We start from the raw sequence: 18,269 nt of genomic DNA on the forward strand, positions 1-18,269 counted from the left end.
TTTATCTATGAACAACTATTTGAATCCGTTGTTGCCGCGGTTATTGCTCGCAGCGTTGTTAACGCTGACAGCGGCCACGCCCACTGCTTATGCCGCGCTCGATAGCCACCCCTGGAACATTCAAGGTGTTTTGTCGGTAAAAGCCAGTCTCGGCGCAAAAACCGCACAACTCAAGAAACAAAGCCTGGAAGCCTTGCACGCCGAATTTGCGCCCGATCACAGTTTTAGCTTAAGCGGCGACCAATTCGAATTGATCGGCAGCTGGAGCGAACAGAAAAAACGTTGCAAATTGGTTTTAGACGGCAACAGCGTAGCCAAGATCATCAGCACGATTAAAAACGACCTGGCCGCGCAAACCGGCCTGAAAACCTCTCTCCTGCTGAAAAGCTATAAAGCCGGCTGCAAGTTGAGCAAGAGCGGCGCGGTGCTGAACGGCAAGATCTCGGTTAAAGCCAAACTGGCTTATCCCGAATACAGCAGCAAGACCGGTAGCCTGCAGCTGGATTATCTGTTCGAAGGCGACCCCGAATGAAGCTGCTTGCAGCGATACCGTAGCGACTGAGCGGCGCAATCCCCTTCAAGGCTAGATTCGGCCACAATCGGCAACAAGCCGCATACCGGCGTCTTCGCGCACTCCGGTCCTTGCCGATGAACACCCTAACATACAGCGGTAAATCGGCCTTCCAAACGACACCAACGTCAGCGGAAATAAATCTCCCTTACCGCGCATTGTTGTGCCAATCAAGCTTTTTCGGCGCACCACGAGTATGCTCTGTCCGAAATGAACGAAAAGCCCCGTCAATCCGGTATGTATTCCGCCGAAAATCGCCTAATCTACGCCTGATTCGCTGACGCCATTTGCGGCAAAAGCTTCCTTACGATGTGATTGACACTCCGATCAGCCCGCCCGGGGACCAATGAAAAGCACTAGCGCCAAAACTCTATGTCGATGGCAAATCCCCCTTTTTCGATGGACGATTTGCCTCCTTTAAAAAGACTACAGGCATGGATAAAACCGACAATTCAACAAACAAAATGCCTCGTTTCCTCGACAAGCCAATAAATACACGGTGCAGCAAGCGCCTTTCAACAGCGAGACTCAGGACTGCTCGGGGTTTCAGGCTATTGGCCTGGCAAACGGTTTGTCTAACCAGCCTGTGGGGTTGCGCCACATTCAATACCTTAAACGATACCGAAACCCCGTTGCTTCAACGCCAATACATTTACAGCGGTACCCGCTTGGACTGGGCCGCGATAACCGAAAACGCCATCGCGTTACGAAAATTCAACGTCAAGCCTCCCGCATACCCTTTAGCGGATTTGCCGCTTAGTTTTACCTTGGACTCCTTATTCTTGCCCTTCGCGCTCTGCACCGAATTTTTTCATTGACCGCGCAAAACCACTTTTGCGTATGATGGGCCGGAAACTATCGGCAGAAATTGCCAACCCAAAGGCTAGTGCTCCTTTAACCGCAAACACAGCGTTTAAGCTTCCGCTCGGTTGTTTGAAGCAACGCCAAGAAATCCAGCGAATTTTGATAGATTGTACGTTCCGTATAAAACCGTTCTTAAGAGGTATAGATGGACTTGGGTCGAATGCTGATCAGCGGCGGACTAGCTATCGTGTTGCTTGGCTTGGCGATTAAGTACGCTCCGTGGCTATTCGCCTGGTTCGGCCGTCTGCCGGGAGACATACGCATCGAAAATCAAAACAGCTATTTTTTCCTGCCCGTTACTTCGATGGTCGTCATCAGCTTAATACTATCCTTGATCGTAACTCTGTGGTTGCGCAAGTGACAGACTGCGATTCGCTTAATCACTCAGTTAAAATAGGCGGTTTTTCTTCCCCTACCAGACGCAAGCACCCAGCATTATGATTTCTTCTACCTTATGGGCTTTCGATTTCGACGGCGTTATCTGCAATAGCGCAGTCGAAACCGCAATAACCGGCTGGAAAGCTGCCGGCCAACTGTGGCCCGACATGCGCTCGGACATGCCGGAGGATCTAGTGGACAAATTCCGCCGGATACGCCCGATTATAGAAACGGGATACGAAGCGATTCTGGCGATGCGCATGTTGCACGTCGGCGACACTATCGGCAGCATTTACCAAGAATATCCGCAAAAAACCGAACAATTGCTGTTACAAACTCAAGTCACCGTCTCCGAGTTGAAGCAATTATTCGGCGACACCCGGGATAACTGGATAGCTTACGACAAAAGCGGCTGGATAGGCATGAATCCCTTGTTCGACGGGGTGGTTGACAAATTGCGCAATCTGCAACGCTACGACAATTGGTTTATTGTGACCACCAAACAAGAGCGCTTCGTCCGCAAAATTTTACGCGCTAACGGCATCGACTTAGCCGATCAACGCATCTACGGGCTGGACCGCAACATGCGCAAACCCGAAATTCTCAAAGAGTTAATGGCCGGGCACTCGTACCGCGCGCTACATTTTGTGGAAGACCGCCTGCCTGCCCTACGCGAAGTGCAAGACGATGCTGAATTGTCCGGCAGTCAATTGTTTTTGGCACTATGGGGTTACAACACGCGAGAAGACAAAGCTTTAGCCCCGCAATTGGGAATCAAACCTATCGAGTTGCAGCAATTTTGCGCCGGGCCGGTTAATGAAGATGCTGCAGGTTGATTACGGGAATACGAAGAAACAAACTACACGTTAATATCTTCTAACCTGGAAATCTGTTTTTCGGTTAAAAACGGTCATTTTGCGACATTCACGCAGCTGAAAAACATGTGCAAATAGCCTAAAAACTAGCGGAACGATTCGAGCTCTTTTAAGCGAATCGCTAAACGCAACCGGTCGTCCACCTCGAATTTTCGAAAAATAGACGACAAATGCGCTTTGACGGTGCGTTCGGAAATCTCCAAAGCGGTTGCGATAGTGCGGTTGTTTTCTCCTTGCCTAATCATTTCGGCAACCTCCAACTCTCTGGCCGATAACGACTCGACCATGCGTACCAACCGGTCTTTATCGACCGGGGAAGAGTGTTTGCCGCCATGACTAGCGTATTTGCCCGATAATACGTCGATGACTTTGGGAACCAGCGCACGCTTGATCCAAACGTCACCCTTGAGAATGCTGTCCACAGCCCGTAATAAAACGACGGAAGCCTCGGCTTCCTCGCAATAGCCAGCCGCGCCGCGGGCAAACACCTCGATTTGTTTATTCTCCGGCCAGCATGAGCCGATAACGAGATAACGCGCTTGTCTGTTATTCAACAGACCGAACAGACTAGCGTCTTCGTCCAATTTCTTTGCTTCGACTATGACAACATCGGCCTGATGCTCTTTATGCGCATTGAGCAAACGGTTAACGGAATGCTGATTGATCAAAGCATGCGTCCAGGGGGCGATAAGTTCGGGGTTATTGGAAAGAATCAGGATACTAGCCACGGCAAAAACTTAGGCGCTCGGTGAGCATAGGCGACGACACAAAAAATGAAGGGGGGAATATAAAAGTGTAAGCATAGTCACTAGCCGCTCAATCGGCTAGAGCCGACTCAAGCCAGCGGGTGCGTAACTTGTCTTTGTGGATATATAACCACTGCAAGGCAATAATCGGAATAGCGGATTCTATCTCCCCGCGCTCCAGCAGCGCAAAGGCTTCGTGAGACTCAACGGCACACACCCGAATATCCTCGCCTTCGTCGGCTAAACCGTGCACTCCGCCGACGGTACGGGCGTCCACCCGACCGCAAAATAAGGTGATGTATTCCGAACAACCGCCCGGCGTGGTAAAAAATCGCTGAATTTCGATCAAATCCAGAATCCGGCAGCCGGATTCTTCCTGTGCTTCCCGGTATGCCACCTGTTCCGCACTTTCGCCGGGTTCGATCGCGCCGGCCACAATTTCCACCATCCAGGCTTTTTCCGGTTGCAATATCGCGCCGACGCGGAACTGCTCAATCAACACGACTTGGTCGAGATCGGGATCGTACAACAAGACCGCGACGCAATTGCCCCGTCGAAACAATTCTCGAGTAATGGGCTCGCTCCAACCGCCTTTAAACAAGGTATGCGTGACCGTGTATTGATCCAGCCGAAAAAAGCCTTGGTAGGCGGTTTCTTGATTCAAGATTTGAAAGCGTTTGGTGGTCACTTTTTGTATTCAACCTTATAAATGACGCCTAATTTATCATCGCTAATCAGCAAACTGCCGTCCGGCGTCTGCAATACATCGACCGGCCGCCCCAGAACTTTCCCGTCCGGCTGCAGCCACCCACTAATAAAAGCTTGCTCGTCGACAGGTTGTCCTGAACGAAATTTGACTAATGCGATTTGATATCCCTGGGGCTGGCTCCGATTCCACGATCCGTGCTGAGCAACGAACAATTGCCGGGCATATTGCTCCGGGAACTGATTCCCCGTATAAAACCGCATGCCTAACGGTGCGACGTGCGCTTTATAGCGCCAGAGCGGCGGCTTGAATTGAACGCAGGCCTTATCCTCGGCTAACTCCGGATCGCGTATCGTCCCGGCATGACAATAGGGAAAACCGTAATGTTCGTGACTGCCTGTCCATTTGTTTAGCTCGTCAGGCGGCGCATCGTCACCCAGATAATCGCGACCGTTTTCGTTAAAAAACAAAGACTGGGAACCCGGTTCCCAATCAAAACCCACGGTATTGCGAATGCCGCTTGCGAGTATTTGAAATTGACTGCCGTCCGGATTGATCCGAAACAGCGAGGCAAAACGCTTGTCTTCAAGCTTGCAAATGTTGCAAGGGGCGCCGATAGCGCTGTATAGCTTGCCGTCCGGCCCGAAACGGAGATATTTCCAGCCGTGGTGTTTATCGGTGGGCAATGTATCGTAGACGACTTTCGGCTCTCCCGGCTGCTCCGGATGAGACTCGATATCGTCGAATCGCAAAATACGATTGACTTCGGCAACGTAAAGCGCCCCACTTTTATAGGCAACGCCGTTGGGTAAATAAAGATTATCAGCCACGGTAAAACGCTGTTCGGCCACACCATCGCCGTTAGCATCGCGCAGAGCGTACACTTGCCCTTCTCGCGAGCCCACAAACAACACACCTTTGTCGCCCAATGCCATTTGCCGGGCATTCGGCACATCGTCGGCAAAAATGGATATTTTGAATCCGTAAGGCAGGCGCAAGCGGCTCAACACCGCGTCGTGCTCGGGTTTGGCGGCTATATTCAATGAAAATGCCCATAAAAACAGCACCCAACTCAATCCTTTCATTTTTTAGCCCCCTCCAATAAACTTTGCGCCATATTACCACTCCAACTCTTGAAATCGAGCAATCGATACCCAACTCGCTTCCATCACCACACTATAAGGATAATTAATATGTTAAGAATTTTGCTGTTTTTAGCTACCAACGTGGCCGTCATGATAGCCATCAGTATTATTTTCAGTGTTCTCGGCTTAAAAAGTACCTTAGACGCTCAAGGCGTCGGCCTTAACTTAGACGCGTTGCTGGTCATGTCCGCCATCATCGGCATGACGGGATCGGTCATATCGTTATTCATGTCCAAGTGGTCGGCCAAAAATGCCATGGGCGTGCACGTTATCGAGCGCCCTCAAAATCAAACTGAACAATGGCTGGTCAACATCGTGGAAAAACTGGCTCGGCAAGCCGGAATAGGTATGCCGGAAGTCGGAATTTTTAACGCGCCGGAACCGAATGCGTTTGCGACCGGCGCCAATCGGGACAGCTCTCTGGTAGCGGTGAGCACCGGTTTATTGCAAACGATGTCCGCCGACGAAGTTGAAGCGGTGTTAGGACACGAAATCAGCCACGTGGCTAACGGCGACATGGTCACCATGGCGCTGATGCAAGGCGTGGTCAACACCTTTGTATATTTCTTCGCCACGATAATCGGCCATATCGTCGATCGTACCGTATTTAAAACCGAACGCGGCTACGGACCGGCATATTATGTAACCCAAATGTTGGCGCAAATCGCCCTTTCCATTTTGGCCAGCATGCTGGTCATGTGGTTTTCCCGCTACCGCGAATTCCGTGCGGATGCAGGTGGCGCACAACTGGCAGGACGGCAAAAAATGATTGCCGCGCTGCGTGCGCTGCAACGCTCTCACGAGCAGCCCCAACTGCCGGGTGAATTAGCCGCATTCGGCATCAATGGCGGCGGCGTACAGCGCTTGTTTATGAGCCACCCGCCCTTAGAAGAACGCATCGAAGCATTGCAAAGCCAACGTTAACAAAAAGCAGGGTCGGTCGTTACGGCCGACCCTTTCTATAGTCCATGCCACGTCAATTCATTCGATTTTCCATCGACATCGATTACGAGCGCTACCTGAGCGTTTATCAAGGCTTTACTCAATCGATCACCGTCGTCGCCGAGGACGGCCGTAGCCTCAATTTCCCCGCCGGAAACATCCGACGCTTTCTGACTCGATCCGGCATTCAAGGCAGGTTCGAGATGGAGCTTACCGATCGCAATAAATTCATTGCGCTTAGAAAACTTGCTTAGACAGGAAACCAAGGGCATTGCGGATTCCTTGTCCGATAGTTCCTACGGGAAGCGACTTTCCTGAAATTAAATCCCGCAAACACACAGTTATCCAAAGCCCTACGCTCTTTTCGATACCGAATGGGCCGGATAGACTTCCATCCGCTCGAGTACAGCTCAGGTAAGCCAAGCTGCTACGCGTCTAGCATATTTTTCGAAATCCATAAAAAAATTTGCACCTACCTCTTTACAATTAAATGATAATAGTTATCATTAATCACAACAATTGAAGTGTGAGGTTTCCCATGTACGTTTGTGTTTGTAAAGCCGTTACCGATAGCCAAGTTTCGCAAGCTATAGCTCAAGGCGCTTGTACCCGCCGGCAGCTGATGCAATGCACAGGCGCCGGCGGTGTTTGCGGTAAATGCAGCCAAAGTATTAAAAGTTTACTGGACGAAAAGCTATATCAGCCCAGTCTCGCGCAACCCGCCTGATAAACCTCAATATCAGGCGTTGCCGCGTGCTCGGCCGCCGGCAACGGCAACGGCAACGGCAACGGCTTAAATTTTCATCCCAACAATCAAAACGGCATACTGTCAGGCGTTTGTCCTCGCGCTATTTGTGTCTCGCCTCTATCCCCTCCTTCAACCTTCAACCCGAACCGCTTAGTTGCAAGTTATCTGCAAAGAACGCGTTTTTTTGCGGAAATTAAAATCGCTAAGATCGTGGATGTGAGAGTCCGCACCGAACAACAACTCTTTATCTTCCATCGCGTCTTTTTCGGTTAAACCCAAAGATTTCAGCAATTCCGGGTACTTTTCCATTTCCTTTAGAGTCAGTTTGAAATTCAAATTTTCAAATAGCACAACGCGCGCATTGGGTCCTATTTTTAAACTACTTATCCGGGAATCCCAGTCTTTACCTTGAACATTGCGCAAATTGTTTAAACTTTGCGTCCCCTTTAGCCTGAAGGAATCTCCGCCATACTGGCTTTCCGAGAAAAAATCCGCCCAGCAGCCATCCTCGGCCTGAGTCGAGCTGACGCTCGTCGCCAATATCCCTATCAGTACTATCATTTTTCCCCATATTGTTTTAATGCTTGGATTATTCATCGCCGGTCTCCTGGTCATGAAGCGAAATACCGATAGTCGGCTATCGGCGTCTACATGCTCGACAGTTGGCGGCCTCAGTATCTATGTCCTCTTGTCGGTAAAGGCTGCGGCTCAATTTCATCAGCCGCTTCATTATCGATCAAAAGTTCACGCTGTATAGACCTAACCGTGTCGCCGTACAGAAAATTGCACCATCATTTAAGCCAACCCCCTTCTTCGCATCATTTCGAAGCCAACCATAGTAGAAACGCTAATTTGATCTAACAATCGTGAAAAATATCCATAAAAACCCAGCCAATTCGCTTCGCTTCGCATAAGCATGCGGCATGTCAAGGAACTTATTTAGTGACATTTGTCAAGCGACTCTGTTAAATTAATCGCAATTTACTTACCCATTAGAGAAGCGAACTTACGGGCTAAACCGTGCTTTGCATTGCCCACCCAGCCTAACGCGTTCTCGATACCCTTTTCCATCAACAACAATCAATAAGAAAGCGGAGGGTGTTATGAAGAAAAAACTTGTGGTCTTTTGCGACGGCACATGGAACGAACCGGACAAAAACCCTACCAATGTTGCCAAATTATTCGAGGCAACCCTGCAGGAAGACCAAAAGGGGATACCGCAAGTCGTGCATTACATCCAAGGAGTAGGCACGCATTGGTACGATAGGATGATGGGAGGTATGTTCGGCTGGGGGATTTCCGAGAACGTCAAAAGCGGCTACCGTTTTTTATGCAGCAATTACAACCAAGGCGACGAAATCTATTTGTTCGGTTTTAGCCGAGGTGCCTATACCGCCCGCTCTCTGGCCGGATTGATCCATAACATGGGCATCTTGCGGCGCGAGCATTTCGACCAAGTCAACCAAACCTACGCACGCTACAAAGACAAATCCCCGGATTGGCATCCAACCGGTCCCAAAACCCAACAATTCCGTAGTGAATTCACCCACGGCGGCGAAAAAATCCGTTTCCTGGGCGTTTGGGATACGGTAGGCGCATTAGGCGCGCCTTACGGCCTGATATTAGGCTATTTGTGCGACTTGCTGTTCTCCTGCCGTTTTCACGACACTAAACTGAGTTCCAGCATTTTGAGCGCCAGCCACGCCATATCCGCCGACGAACACCGCTGGCCGTTCCGCCCGACCTTGTGGCAACTGGGAGCCAACCATAACCCCCAAGACTTTATCGAAGAATGGTTCCCCAGCGTGCATTCGGACGTCGGCGGCGGGTATCCGGAAACCGGCTTATCCGATAAAGCCTTGGTTTGGATGGCGGATCAAGCCACCAAACAAGGTCTGAGCACCCAAGTCAAGCTGAGTCCGAGCCCGGAGACGGCGCACAATTCGCAAACCCGTTATTACCAATATGCCACGTTGATCGCAGTGAAATGGCCGGCAACCGCGTTGATCGACCTTCCCGGCAAAGTCTTTAAAAACTGGCCGGCTTGGTTTTACGGAAAATTAAACGAGATTGGCTTACTGGCGGAACCCGACATCGCGGAAAAGGTCGCACGCATTCAAGCCAACGGCGATTATTGGCGCCGATAACCCCACACCTCGCCGCGTTAACACCGGCCAAACAGGTAAAGCAGCGAATCGCATCGCTCGCTGCTTTACCCAAATCGGACGTATTGCGCAAATTACCGATGTATAGCCTAGCCTCCCGATCCGCAATCGATGAGCAGCGTGTTTAAAACTCTTCCCAACTTCGCGTCATCACGCCAAGCCTAAACATCGTTCAAACAGATGCTCTACAAACCGTTCATCAGCGCCTGTGCGATAGCGTTGACTATCGCCGCCTTGTTGCCTTACCTCCGTGCAGTCGCCCAGGGCCGCGTGCTAGCCCACGTGTTTTCCTGGGTGATCTGGGGGATAACCACATTTTCGGTATTTCTGGCTCAACTGGCCGAACACGGCGGAATCGGCGCCTGGCCTATAGGAGTTTCGGGCAGTCTGACGATCACGGTTGCTGTACTGGCTTACCGGCAACGCAAGGCGTTAGATATCGCTCCCAGCGATTGGTGTTTCTTTGTAACCGCCTTATCCGCGTTGCCGCTATGGTACTGGACCGACGATGCTTTCACCGCGGTATTAATTCTGACGGCCGTTGACATCCTGGGTTTTGCCCCCAGTTTTCGTAAAGCTTACCGGCAACCTGATTCGGAATCGCCTGGATTTTTCGCGCTGTTTTTGCTGCGCAACATTTTGGTGATATTGGCTTTGGAGCATTATTCCTGGACGACCGTACTGTTTCCGGCGGCGGTTGCCGCAGCCTGCACCGCCATGATCGGTCTGATTTTGCGTAAACGGCCTTAAATCCGCCCCTTAAATTTCCCGCCTGCCGGTTGGCATACAAACCTATTACCTGTCTAATCGAACGCCAATCTACAACGCTCAAGCTAATCTAGTCCGACTTGGCAAAACGCGATCCTTTTGCAGCCACCCCCGCCTTTCCGTCACAAACGCCGTTTACAATGGCCGCCCCACCGTTCGCCTTGCTTTGCGCCATGGAGTTTTCGCTGCTGACTTTGAATCTGCATACCTACCAACAACATCCTCGCCATTGCAGTTTCGAAACCATGCATTTGCACGAGCGCGAGGTGCGGATCATTGCCGAAGCGATGGCACATTTACGGGTCGACATAGCGTGTTTTCAGGAGGTTGGCGAATATCTGCACGATCCTATCACTCGTCCCTACGGCGAATCCCCTTCCAACATGGCGTTTCGGATTTGCCGGCGCTTGCGCAGCTGGGGCCATTGGTACCATCAGCATCAGGATTGGAGCCACGTCGGCTTTCAGCGCTGGCGGGAAGGCACGGCGATTCTCAGCCGCCATCCGATGCACCACAATTATGCGGATTACGTGTCCTATTGCCGGCGCAAAGACAACTATATGTCGCGCAATGTGACGCTCAGCTGCATAGACTTACCCCGGTTCGGTCTGCTGCATGTGGCCAACGTGCATTTAAGCTGGGCGCACCACGGTTTTTTCGAGGAATACGGTCGGCTGCGCGGTTTGATCGAATCGCGCCGCCATTTCGGTGTCAGAGCCGATTTGATGGTCGGCGATTTCAACGCCCCGGCCGGCGAGCACGCCTATAACCACATCGTCGGCAACCGCGAGTACGTGGACCAGTTTTTCGAACTACACCCGCAACGGTTTTACGAACCGACCTTCCGCGGCCAGATCGACGGTTGGCGGCACAGTCCGCCCAAGCGCATCGATTACATTTTCAAACGCAACGGTCAACCGATCAAAGTGAGCGCTATGGAAGCGATTTTCAACGACCGCTTTTACCCGACCGTATCGGACCATTTCGGTTATCTGGCCCGCTTCGAAACCTGCTAAGGATATGGTTGCAAACAACTTCCCTATGTCGCAAGGTAAGGATTTTTCCGTTCGTTCCTAGCCCTTCGTCCCCGCTCATCAGAGCCTTGTCGAAGCATGAATGGTTTGGCGGGAAAAATAATTTCGAGCAGTTATTTTTCACCGGAGCCAAGCCCCGCCTAAACAAAGACGGCGCGGCCGGCAAGCCGGAAATCCCAATGCGCTTGAGCGACGTCCTGTCAACATCCGGTAACCACAAGGTCATCACCTTGTCACGCTCGACGCCGACAATCGCCAGCCTCTACACGACTATCCGGTGATTGGCGATGCGTATACGGCGATTGGTTTGTCTATTGCTAATAGCGGCCGCGGGCTGCGCCGATCGCGCCGTGCAGCGTTCCGATGCGCAATCGGCCTTGTCCGGCACCGATTACTTCGTCAAAAGTTACCGGCAAGACGCGGTCAACGCCGGGCGGCAAACCCTGGAGCAATATTTACTGTGGGTCACACGTTTTTACCAGGGTTGGGATATCTATCCGAGCGGCTGGGAGCAAATCCAGCGGAACCTGCTGGAACCGCTGCCTGACGACTCGAACCGCACGGAGCTTGAAGCGAAGCTGGAGCACTTGGGACGCAGCATTGCCGCCGAATGGGCCAAGAACAACGCCACCCGCCGCATCCACACCCGCCATGTCGCCATTTGGGGGCGAGCGTTGCAAAGAGCGCAAGCACTCGGCCAAGCCCCGGCGATGATAGAGCGCATTACGACCGACGTGGACAATTTGCTGGAAAACAAGATCAGCGCCGACGTGATTACCGAAAACCGCTTTTATGCCGAGGATGACGTGTTGAGCGAATATCCTTGACCCGGCGGCAGTCCGGCTAGGCTAGCTGCTTTGAACCGAAAGCATGTGGTGCCGGCCGCTATCGTTGACTATCAAACGCCCCTAGCCGCAACTTGCCGGACACCAACCCGTCTCCGGCGCTCGTCAATTCCGCTTCTCCCACCGTTATGCCGTGCTGGTGTAAAACCGCCAGCCAAGCTGCCAGACGGTCGAAGGTCAGCGGTTGCAAGCGAACGTCCACGTCGCCGCCGTCGCCTAGCTGCTGCTCGGCAATCGCATCAGCCACTTGCATTTGCCGGCTGCTGTCGGCCAGGGTTTGCCGAATATCGGCCGACACCGCGACCGCTTCGCCGGCCGCATCGCGTAAGGGTTTGACCCTGGCGGCAACCTTGCTCAGATGTTGCAACACGTCTCGTTGCGCCTGAATTTGCGCGTACAAAACGGCGTTACGGGCCACTTGCGGCGAATACAGCCAAAAATAACCCAGCACGATCAGAACTGCCGCGGCACCGGCCACGCATAAACCGCGTTCGCGCGCCGATAACGCCTGCCAACGATCCGCCACTGCCGGACTAATGAAGCGCAAAGCTCACCTCGCCCGAATTCGCCCCGGACCCGGAATCAAACTGCACGCTACGCCCCAAAGCCTCCAAGGCTTGCTGCAGAATCTCCGGAGTTTGTCCCTGCGCCAAACGCATGCCGACTTGCAGCCGGCCGTCGACGTAAACCAGCGTGTGCAGTTGTCCGCCGACTTGGGAGGTAACGACGCTGCCCAAATCGTAGAGCAGCCGCAAAAAGCCGCTTTGATTCAGCTGCGCTTGACTATTCAACGCGTCCAACTGTTGATCTGCTTGTATTTTCAAATTCACCAAGCGCTTGACTTCGGGAAAGGTGGCCGTGAACAGCGTTTGACTCTGCGCTTTGAGTTCGGCCAGTTGCCGTTGTTGTTGGCCGGCCAGATACCATTGCCCGGCCACTTGCAGCGCGCCCGCCAGGGTCAGGATCAACAGCGCCGGCGCCCAACTGCGCAGGCTGGCGGGCGATTGATTTTTTAATGCGAATTCGCCGCTCAATAAATTGAACGGCGCCGCGTGCGCTAGTTGCTCCCGGTACAACAGCAAGGGCTGCCGCCATTCCTGCGGTACGCAGACGAACTCCGCCGCGTCGGCCGCCTGCCGGCTCCATAGCCGGCACTCGCCTTCGGCTTTGCCTTCTTGATACAACCTTTGCAACACACCCCACAACCATTGTCTATCCCCGCCGCCGCCCAAAGCCCTGCCGTAACGCAATACCGCGCGCTCGGCGTCGTCCGCGGCGAATGCGGTTTGTCCCGCATGCAGCGGCAACAGCAAGGGTTCCGGCAGGCATTGGCTCACTTGAATGCCGGCTTCGGCAAACCTCTGCAGCCGGACGGCCAGTGCCGCCCTATCCACCAAGGCGACCGCCAGCGGACCGTTACGTTCGGGCCGCTGCCACACCCAATGGTATTGCTCTATGCCGTCCGCCAAATAATCTTCCAATGCAAAAGGTAAGGCCTGTTTGATTTGCGCAAACGAACGTAGCGGCAAGTCCAATTCCAACAGCAATACCGCTTCGGCCGGCCACACGGCGCAGACCTCCCGTTGCTCGGCAGCTTGCGCCAATGCTTGTAAGGTGCCGGACTGCACGCCCCGATCTACGGCCGGCAAATCCAACCATTCGAAGCTGCCGCCGACCGTTTCCCGGCATAAGATCGGCTCAGCCATCGAAATTCGCCACCCGAGCACGGCGATTAAACCACACCTGCCCTTCGCCGCCGGTTTGTAAGCGGCTTTCGAAGCGTAGCGTCACGCCGCCGAAGCTGACCAGGCCTTGCAGCAGGTAATGGCGATTGCCGACCGTGATCCCGTTATTGCCTATGCCGCTACCTAGCACGGCTTCGTCCTGTAAAAAGGCCGCCACATCCTTGAACGGTTTGCCGGCCGCCCGGAAAATCGCCTCCGCCAAATCCTCGCTGATGTCATCGGCCAGACAGCGCAACAACAGCGGCGGCGCGGTGTTGACGTTGAGCGGCAGATAAGCGTCGATTGCACTGAGATAAGGCCGCAACTTGGCGTACTCGGCCGGGCCTATGCCTTTCACCAAACGTAATTCGCTGAGGTCGGCAAAATTGCGGTTAGCTGCCCGATAAGGCGGATGCAAGCGCGAATAGACCTCGTCTTCCGCGCCGGCGGGATAACGAATCTCGCTATCGGCATCCAGCCAGTCGACAATCGCGTCGGCTATGGCCGGGTCCAGCTCCAGATAACGCAACAACCGCCGTAGCCGCTGCAGTTCTTGGGTTTGCAGTTCGCCTTCCACCAGCAAATTGTTCAGATTGAATGTGTGTTGTTGCGCCAAAAGCCGCCCTTTCAGTTCCACGTTGCCTTGCTCTTGCAATTGCACATTGCGGCCGGCAGCGTCGCCGGCTTGCAAAATTCGCACGGCCCAATCTTCCAAGGCATGCGCATAAACCCAAGCCTGATCGTTGCGCAATTGATTGTCGGTACGGCGAATATCCAGCTGCCGCTCGCCGGACATCGACAACACGCTGACGGTGGCCAACGCCAGTACCAGCAGCACGGTGAGCAACGCCACCCCGCGTTGGCGGACGAGTACCGGCATCAACGCAAACCGAACACACGCCGCAGCGTGCCCAATCCCGGCAGTTCGACGTTGACTTCGACCGCCCGCGGCAAAGCCGCGCCGGCAACCGGCCAATAGCCGGACCAGTCACCGCCGTAAAAACGCAGCTGCAGACTGCGCGCCTCGAGAATCCGCCGTTGAACGATGCGGCTTTGCGGGGTTCTATCCAAGGCATTCCACACCCCTCGATATAACATCCCGTTTCTAAACCGGTACACCACGCGCTGTAAATTGCTGCGCCCGCCGGAATCGGGCAACCATTCCGGCGTGCTGCGGGTCAGGCTCAAAACATCCTCGCCCATCCCGCCTTGGAACGCGGTGAGGCTGTCGCCCAGTTCGTCGCGTACCGGACGGGCCACGGCTTGTTGCAAATCTTCGTTCAGCCAATAAAACGCCTGCTGCACTTCACGCAGTTGCCGGGCCCGGTTTTGGGTGTCCAGCCGGGTTTGCATGACCGCGCGTAAACCGCCGTAGGCCATCGCCGCCATGATGGCGAATACCGCCATCGCGATCAGCAGTTCCAGCAAGGTAAAGCCCGCGCCGTGCTTGCCTAGCCGCTGCTTCATGAGCCGGCCGGTAAATAGTCGATCAGACTGGCATAGGCCGAGGCGTCGCCTTCCAGAAATACATTGATTCGATAGCGTTCCAGCCCCTGCCCTAAAGGATGCAAAGCGGCGCGGTCGGCTCGCCAGTGCCAGCGGCGTCCGCCCATGTCGTCCCGGCCTTCCGCGCTTTCCGGCCGGGAGCCGGATAAACGCAGTTGTAGCATTTGATTGTGCGCGATTTGTTCGGCGATGAAGGTGTTTTCCAGTACCCATAGATTACGGGTGTTATAAGCGGCGATTTTTAGCAAGCCCAACATCAAAATCGCCAACAGCGCCAAGGCGATCAGCACCTCCAGCAAAGTAAAGCCGGCGGATTTAATCGGCATGTATCGTTTCGCCCGCCAGCGTCCAGCCTTCGTCGCCGGTGTTGTTGAGCCAAACCGTTGTACCGGCCTGTTGCACCGCGATTTCCACCGCTACGGCGCCAGCCGGCGCCAGCACGAATTGCGGTTTGCCACCGGCCGTGACCGGCAATAATTGCGCTGGCAAGCGTTGTCCCTGGCCGTCCAGGCGCAACAGCAAACCCAACCCGGCCGGCAGTTGCCTGGGCCTGAACAGGGAGTCACTGTCTTCCAGCCGCCAAGCCGCATTGCTATGGCGGAAAAATCGGTAAGCCGATTGACACAGCTCTACCGCTATGGCTTCGCCGCGCAGCTCGGCTTCCTGTTCGGCCAGTTGCAACAAGGCTTGCAAGCGCTCGGCTTCCTGGCGCTGCCGTTGCTCACTGCCGTCGTTGCCGATTGCCAACACCGCCATGGAGCCGATCACGCCGATTAATACCAACACCACCAGCAGCTCGATCAGAGTAAAACCGCCGCTTTTCACCGCTTATTTTTGCAGCCAATTGCCGATGTCGGCATTCGCTTCCTCGCCCCCTTCCACCCCGTCGGCGCCAAATGAATACAAGTCGTATTCGCCATGCTGGCCGGGTTTCAAATAGTAGTAAGGACGGCCCCACGCATCGGCCGGCAACGCATCCAAATAACCGCCTTGCTTCCAACGCGCGCCGCTCGGCAGATTGACCGGTTTTTTCACCAACGCCTCCAAGCCTTGCTCGGTACTGGGGTAGCTGAAATTATCCAGACGGTACAAATCCAAGGCCGCACCTATCGCCCGGATGTCTTGCAGCGTGCGGGTCGCTCTGGCTTCGTCGGGTCGTCCCATGATTTTGGGCACCACGATGGATGCCAAAATGCCCAAAATGACCACCACGATCATCACTTCAATTAAGGTAAAGCCGCTGTTTCTATTGCCCTTCATAACTATCCGCTAAGCTTTTCACATCTCCGGCTCAAGCCGGCTTCCGCGAAAATAGTATGAAAATAAGGTGACACGGGTATGACAGAAACCGATTCCACTCGGACAATACGCTCAGGGATAATGGCTTTAACCATCCATATATTATCGATCGACCTATGTGCCTACAGTGCAGCCTCATCGCGCTTTTATTGGTAGCCGTTGCCAACGGCGCGCCGGTAATGGCCGGCTACCTACTAAAACGCAGGTTCGCTTGCCCGGTCGACGCCGGTGTGCATGCAGCCGACGGCAGACCGTTGTTCGGCCGCTCGAAAACCTGGCGTGGCCTGCTGGCGGCGCTGGGTTGTAGCGCCGTTTTCGCCTCCGCCTTGAATGTGTCTGCGGCTTTGGGCATGGTTTTCGCCGCTTGGGCCATGGCCGGCGACTTGTTGGCCAGTTTTTGCAAGCGGAGGCTCGGTAAAACCGAAAGCAGTCAGGCGCGCGGTTTCGATACCGTGCCGGAATCCCTGCTGCCGGCGTGGCTGCTGAGCGACGAATTGAGTCTGGGTGCGTGGGACGTCGCCGCCGTGGTGGTGGCGTTTTTTCTGATGGAAGAGTTTTTGTCGCCGCTGTTGTATAAATGGCATATCCGGCGGCGGCCTTATTAATAACAACGTGGTTGGCATGAGCGATACATTGCGGGTACTTACCTATAACATTCATAAAGGCTTCGACACCGGCAACCGCCGCTTCGTGTTGCAGCAAATCCGCGACGCCCTGATCGGCGCCGACGCCGATCTATTGTTCCTGCAGGAAATCCAAGGCCAACACCAACACAAGGAAAAACACATCAACGGCTGGCCGGCCGCGTCGCAGGCCGAATTCATCGCCGAAGGCGTATGGCCGCACCACGTGTACGGCAAGAACGCCATATACGACGCCGGCCACCACGGCAACGCCATCGTCAGCCGTTATCCGTTCGAGGCCTGGGAAAACATCAACGTCTCGCCGTTCAGTTGGGCCAGCCGCAGCCTGTTGCACGGCGTGATCCGCTTGCAAAACTCCACTACGCCCTTGCACGCGGTGTGCGTGCATCTGGGTCTAATGGGTTTCGAACGGCGCCGGCAGTTGCAAGAATTATGCGTCCGCATCGAACAACACGTGCCGCACGATGCGCCGCTGATCGTGGCCGGCGATTTCAACGACTGGCCGCAACAGGCGGAGCGGCAATTTCACGCCTACCTGGGCTTGGAAGAAGTGTTCCGTAAAACCCACGGCAGGCACGCGCGGACTTTTCCGGCCTGGCTGCCGTTGCTGGCCATGGACCGTATTTATTTTCGTGGTTTGAATCCGTTGAGCTGCCAACGTTTATCGCATGCCCCCTGGCATTTGCTGTCCGATCACGCCCCTTTGGCGGCCGATTTCTCCCTGCGAACGCCATGAAATCCGTACCCGGACGTTGGACTGCGCCCAATCTGTTGACCGGCTTTCGCTTCGCCGCCGCGCCGGGCTTGCTGTGGCTGGCCTGGCACGGCTATGCCTTGGCCTTCATGAGTTTGTTGGCGCTGTGTTTCTTGTCCGATTTATTGGACGGTTTCGTCGCCCGCCTGACCGGGCAAGTCTCCGAGTTCGGCGCGATGCTGGACAGCTGGGCGGACGTGGTGAATTATTTGACCATCGCCCTGTGTTGCTGGTGGCTATGGCCGGACATTTTCGCCGCGGAATGGCTGTACTTCGGTTTCACGGTAGCCAGCTGCATTCTGCCGGCACTGACGGGCTATATTAAATTCGGCTGTTTCACCAGTTATCACACCTGGGCGGTGCGCATAGCCGCCGCGGCCATGGGCTTTGCGCTGTACGTATTGTTTTTCGGCGGCCCGCTGTGGCCGTTTAAAATGGCGGCCGTGCTGTGTTTGCTGGCGGGCGGCGAAGAAATTTTATTGACCTTGCTGCTGTCCGAACCCAAATCAAACCTGCGTTCGCTGTGGCATGCGTTGAAAAGACGGTGACGGCCAG

The 18,269-nt window shown here is 54.3% G+C and carries 25 protein-coding genes; 14 read left to right on the plus strand and 11 right to left on the minus strand.

The annotated features are described in order from the left end of the window. Positions 1 to 7: 7 nt before the first annotated feature. The 4 genes from AB0A83_RS11370 (at position 8) to AB0A83_RS11385 (ending at position 2,649) form a co-directional block, all read left to right on the plus strand. Positions 8 to 532 carry a hypothetical protein gene (locus AB0A83_RS11370; RefSeq protein ID WP_150048472.1) on the plus strand — a complete coding sequence of 175 codons (525 nt, stop codon included), beginning with the start codon at positions 8 to 10 and terminating at the stop codon, positions 530 to 532. Between the two features lie 593 nt (positions 533 to 1,125). After that, a complete protein-coding gene (locus tag AB0A83_RS11375; protein ID WP_197737356.1) occupies positions 1,126 to 1,389 on the plus strand; it encodes a YceK/YidQ family lipoprotein in 264 nt (87 codons plus the stop codon). Positions 1,390 to 1,580: 191 nt separating this feature from the next. After that, positions 1,581 to 1,796 carry a DUF2905 domain-containing protein gene (locus tag AB0A83_RS11380; protein WP_150048476.1) on the plus strand — a complete coding sequence of 72 codons (216 nt, stop codon included), beginning with the start codon at positions 1,581 to 1,583 and terminating at the stop codon, positions 1,794 to 1,796. A 76-nt stretch (positions 1,797 to 1,872) separates the two neighbouring features. Beyond that, positions 1,873 to 2,649: an HAD family hydrolase gene (locus AB0A83_RS11385; RefSeq protein WP_150048478.1), complete on the plus strand. Its 777-nt coding sequence runs from the start codon at positions 1,873 to 1,875 to the stop codon at positions 2,647 to 2,649. 125 nt (positions 2,650 to 2,774) lie between these two features. On the opposite strand, the gene AB0A83_RS11390 is transcribed toward AB0A83_RS11385, so the two are convergent. From AB0A83_RS11390 to AB0A83_RS11400, 3 genes are all read right to left on the minus strand, one after another. Continuing rightward, the gene (locus AB0A83_RS11390; protein ID WP_150048481.1) at positions 2,775 to 3,416 is read right to left on the minus strand and encodes a response regulator transcription factor; all 642 of its coding nucleotides are present in this window, start codon (positions 3,414 to 3,416) and stop codon (positions 2,775 to 2,777) included. An 88-nt stretch (positions 3,417 to 3,504) separates the two neighbouring features. Continuing rightward, positions 3,505 to 4,122 (minus strand): NUDIX domain-containing protein, encoded by a 618-nt coding sequence (locus AB0A83_RS11395; protein ID WP_150048483.1) that lies wholly within the window; start codon positions 4,120 to 4,122, stop codon positions 3,505 to 3,507. After that, a complete protein-coding gene (locus tag AB0A83_RS11400; protein WP_367154175.1) occupies positions 4,119 to 5,225 on the minus strand; it encodes a sorbosone dehydrogenase family protein in 1,107 nt (368 codons plus the stop codon). The genes AB0A83_RS11395 and AB0A83_RS11400 overlap by 4 nt, the downstream gene beginning before the upstream one ends. Before the next feature lie 108 nt (positions 5,226 to 5,333). Between AB0A83_RS11400 and htpX the strand changes: the two genes are divergently transcribed. The 3 genes from htpX to AB0A83_RS11415 all read left to right on the plus strand — a co-directional run bounded on the left by htpX (position 5,334) and on the right by AB0A83_RS11415 (position 6,954). Next, positions 5,334 to 6,209, plus strand: coding sequence for a protease HtpX (gene htpX, locus AB0A83_RS11405; RefSeq protein ID WP_150048487.1), 876 nt, complete (start codon positions 5,334 to 5,336; stop codon positions 6,207 to 6,209). Positions 6,210 to 6,253: 44 nt separating this feature from the next. Then, a complete protein-coding gene (locus tag AB0A83_RS11410) occupies positions 6,254 to 6,481 on the plus strand; it encodes a DUF2835 domain-containing protein (RefSeq protein WP_150048489.1) in 228 nt (75 codons plus the stop codon). Positions 6,482 to 6,765: 284 nt separating this feature from the next. Further along, positions 6,766 to 6,954: a (2Fe-2S)-binding protein gene (locus AB0A83_RS11415; RefSeq protein ID WP_150048491.1), complete on the plus strand. Its 189-nt coding sequence runs from the start codon at positions 6,766 to 6,768 to the stop codon at positions 6,952 to 6,954. A 171-nt stretch (positions 6,955 to 7,125) separates the two neighbouring features. Here AB0A83_RS11415 and AB0A83_RS11420 read toward each other — a convergent pair whose 3' ends face one another. Then, the gene (locus tag AB0A83_RS11420) at positions 7,126 to 7,572 is read right to left on the minus strand and encodes a beta/gamma crystallin domain-containing protein (protein WP_367154177.1); all 447 of its coding nucleotides are present in this window, start codon (positions 7,570 to 7,572) and stop codon (positions 7,126 to 7,128) included. Positions 7,573 to 8,078: 506 nt separating this feature from the next. Between AB0A83_RS11420 and AB0A83_RS11425 the strand changes: the two genes are divergently transcribed. The 4 genes from AB0A83_RS11425 (at position 8,079) to AB0A83_RS11440 (ending at position 11,769) form a co-directional block, all read left to right on the plus strand. Next, positions 8,079 to 9,122, plus strand: a complete 1,044-nt coding sequence (locus AB0A83_RS11425) for a DUF2235 domain-containing protein (protein WP_150048495.1) — start codon at positions 8,079 to 8,081, stop codon at positions 9,120 to 9,122. A gap of 198 nt (positions 9,123 to 9,320) precedes the next feature. After that, positions 9,321 to 9,890 (plus strand): hypothetical protein, encoded by a 570-nt coding sequence (locus tag AB0A83_RS11430; protein ID WP_367154178.1) that lies wholly within the window; start codon positions 9,321 to 9,323, stop codon positions 9,888 to 9,890. Positions 9,891 to 10,048: 158 nt separating this feature from the next. Continuing rightward, positions 10,049 to 10,924, plus strand: coding sequence for an endonuclease/exonuclease/phosphatase family protein (locus AB0A83_RS11435; RefSeq protein ID WP_232056633.1), 876 nt, complete (start codon positions 10,049 to 10,051; stop codon positions 10,922 to 10,924). Between the two features lie 305 nt (positions 10,925 to 11,229). After that, entirely contained in the window at positions 11,230 to 11,769 is a 540-nt protein-coding gene (locus AB0A83_RS11440) for a hypothetical protein (protein WP_150048498.1), read from the plus strand. 58 nt (positions 11,770 to 11,827) lie between these two features. Here AB0A83_RS11440 and gspM read toward each other — a convergent pair whose 3' ends face one another. From gspM to gspG, 7 genes are read right to left on the minus strand one after another with little or no spacing between them, the layout of a single operon-like run. After that, entirely contained in the window at positions 11,828 to 12,334 is a 507-nt protein-coding gene (gene gspM / locus AB0A83_RS11445; protein ID WP_367154179.1) for a type II secretion system protein GspM, read from the minus strand. Continuing rightward, entirely contained in the window at positions 12,321 to 13,493 is a 1,173-nt protein-coding gene (gene gspL, locus AB0A83_RS11450; RefSeq protein WP_150048502.1) for a type II secretion system protein GspL, read from the minus strand. The genes gspM and gspL overlap by 14 nt, the downstream gene beginning before the upstream one ends. Beyond that, positions 13,486 to 14,391 (minus strand): type II secretion system minor pseudopilin GspK, encoded by a 906-nt coding sequence (gene gspK / locus AB0A83_RS11455; protein ID WP_367154180.1) that lies wholly within the window; start codon positions 14,389 to 14,391, stop codon positions 13,486 to 13,488. Before gspK ends, gspL begins: the two co-directional genes overlap by 8 nt. Then, positions 14,391 to 14,978, minus strand: a complete 588-nt coding sequence (gspJ, locus tag AB0A83_RS11460; RefSeq protein ID WP_150048506.1) for a type II secretion system minor pseudopilin GspJ — start codon at positions 14,976 to 14,978, stop codon at positions 14,391 to 14,393. The genes gspK and gspJ overlap by 1 nt, the downstream gene beginning before the upstream one ends. Further along, positions 14,975 to 15,343, minus strand: a complete 369-nt coding sequence (gene gspI, locus AB0A83_RS11465; RefSeq protein WP_367154181.1) for a type II secretion system minor pseudopilin GspI — start codon at positions 15,341 to 15,343, stop codon at positions 14,975 to 14,977. The genes gspJ and gspI overlap by 4 nt, the downstream gene beginning before the upstream one ends. Next, positions 15,333 to 15,842 carry a type II secretion system minor pseudopilin GspH gene (gspH, locus tag AB0A83_RS11470; protein WP_150048510.1) on the minus strand — a complete coding sequence of 170 codons (510 nt, stop codon included), beginning with the start codon at positions 15,840 to 15,842 and terminating at the stop codon, positions 15,333 to 15,335. Before gspH ends, gspI begins: the two co-directional genes overlap by 11 nt. Before the next feature lie 3 nt (positions 15,843 to 15,845). Then, positions 15,846 to 16,277 (minus strand): type II secretion system major pseudopilin GspG, encoded by a 432-nt coding sequence (gene gspG / locus AB0A83_RS11475; protein WP_150048512.1) that lies wholly within the window; start codon positions 16,275 to 16,277, stop codon positions 15,846 to 15,848. Between the two features lie 155 nt (positions 16,278 to 16,432). Here gspG and AB0A83_RS11480 point away from each other — a divergent pair, with 155 nt between their 5' ends. Genes AB0A83_RS11480 through AB0A83_RS11490 form a run of 3 tightly spaced genes read left to right on the plus strand, consistent with a single transcriptional unit; the run spans position 16,433 to position 18,262 of the window. After that, positions 16,433 to 16,921 carry a CDP-archaeol synthase gene (locus AB0A83_RS11480; protein WP_150048514.1) on the plus strand — a complete coding sequence of 163 codons (489 nt, stop codon included), beginning with the start codon at positions 16,433 to 16,435 and terminating at the stop codon, positions 16,919 to 16,921. Between the two features lie 16 nt (positions 16,922 to 16,937). Continuing rightward, positions 16,938 to 17,696, plus strand: a complete 759-nt coding sequence (locus tag AB0A83_RS11485) for an endonuclease/exonuclease/phosphatase family protein (protein WP_150048516.1) — start codon at positions 16,938 to 16,940, stop codon at positions 17,694 to 17,696. Beyond that, on the plus strand, positions 17,693 to 18,262 hold the full coding sequence (locus AB0A83_RS11490; RefSeq protein WP_367154183.1) for a CDP-alcohol phosphatidyltransferase family protein: 570 nt from the start codon (positions 17,693 to 17,695) through the stop codon (positions 18,260 to 18,262). The genes AB0A83_RS11485 and AB0A83_RS11490 overlap by 4 nt, the downstream gene beginning before the upstream one ends. The last annotated feature ends 7 nt before the right edge of the window (positions 18,263 to 18,269 follow it).

The organism is Methylomonas sp. HYX-M1 (assembly GCF_040741385.1).
In the GTDB taxonomy this organism is placed as follows: domain Bacteria; phylum Pseudomonadota; class Gammaproteobacteria; order Methylococcales; family Methylomonadaceae; genus Methylomonas; species Methylomonas rhizoryzae.

Coding starts and splice junctions, on each gene's coding strand:
- AB0A83_RS11370 (WP_150048472.1), top strand. CDS start 8: ATGAACAACTATTTGAATCCGTTGTTGCCGCGGTTATTGCTCGCAGCG.
- AB0A83_RS11380 (WP_150048476.1), top strand. CDS start 1,581: ATGGACTTGGGTCGAATGCTGATCAGCGGCGGACTAGCTATCGTGTTG.
- AB0A83_RS11385 (WP_150048478.1), top strand. CDS start 1,873: ATGATTTCTTCTACCTTATGGGCTTTCGATTTCGACGGCGTTATCTGC.
- AB0A83_RS11400 (WP_367154175.1), bottom strand. CDS start 5,225: ATGAAAGGATTGAGTTGGGTGCTGTTTTTATGGGCATTTTCATTGAAT.
- htpX (WP_150048487.1), top strand. CDS start 5,334: ATGTTAAGAATTTTGCTGTTTTTAGCTACCAACGTGGCCGTCATGATA.
- AB0A83_RS11410 (WP_150048489.1), top strand. CDS start 6,254: ATGCCACGTCAATTCATTCGATTTTCCATCGACATCGATTACGAGCGC.
- AB0A83_RS11415 (WP_150048491.1), top strand. CDS start 6,766: ATGTACGTTTGTGTTTGTAAAGCCGTTACCGATAGCCAAGTTTCGCAA.
- AB0A83_RS11420 (WP_367154177.1), bottom strand. CDS start 7,572: ATGAATAATCCAAGCATTAAAACAATATGGGGAAAAATGATAGTACTG.
- AB0A83_RS11425 (WP_150048495.1), top strand. CDS start 8,079: ATGAAGAAAAAACTTGTGGTCTTTTGCGACGGCACATGGAACGAACCG.
- AB0A83_RS11430 (WP_367154178.1), top strand. CDS start 9,321: ATGCTCTACAAACCGTTCATCAGCGCCTGTGCGATAGCGTTGACTATC.
- AB0A83_RS11435 (WP_232056633.1), top strand. CDS start 10,049: ATGGCCGCCCCACCGTTCGCCTTGCTTTGCGCCATGGAGTTTTCGCTG.
- AB0A83_RS11440 (WP_150048498.1), top strand. CDS start 11,230: ATGCGTATACGGCGATTGGTTTGTCTATTGCTAATAGCGGCCGCGGGC.
- gspL (WP_150048502.1), bottom strand. CDS start 13,493: ATGGCTGAGCCGATCTTATGCCGGGAAACGGTCGGCGGCAGCTTCGAA.
- gspK (WP_367154180.1), bottom strand. CDS start 14,391: ATGCCGGTACTCGTCCGCCAACGCGGGGTGGCGTTGCTCACCGTGCTG.
- gspJ (WP_150048506.1), bottom strand. CDS start 14,978: ATGAAGCAGCGGCTAGGCAAGCACGGCGCGGGCTTTACCTTGCTGGAA.
- gspI (WP_367154181.1), bottom strand. CDS start 15,343: ATGCCGATTAAATCCGCCGGCTTTACTTTGCTGGAGGTGCTGATCGCC.
- gspG (WP_150048512.1), bottom strand. CDS start 16,277: ATGAAGGGCAATAGAAACAGCGGCTTTACCTTAATTGAAGTGATGATC.
- AB0A83_RS11480 (WP_150048514.1), top strand. CDS start 16,433: ATGTGCCTACAGTGCAGCCTCATCGCGCTTTTATTGGTAGCCGTTGCC.
- AB0A83_RS11485 (WP_150048516.1), top strand. CDS start 16,938: ATGAGCGATACATTGCGGGTACTTACCTATAACATTCATAAAGGCTTC.
- AB0A83_RS11490 (WP_367154183.1), top strand. CDS start 17,693: ATGAAATCCGTACCCGGACGTTGGACTGCGCCCAATCTGTTGACCGGC.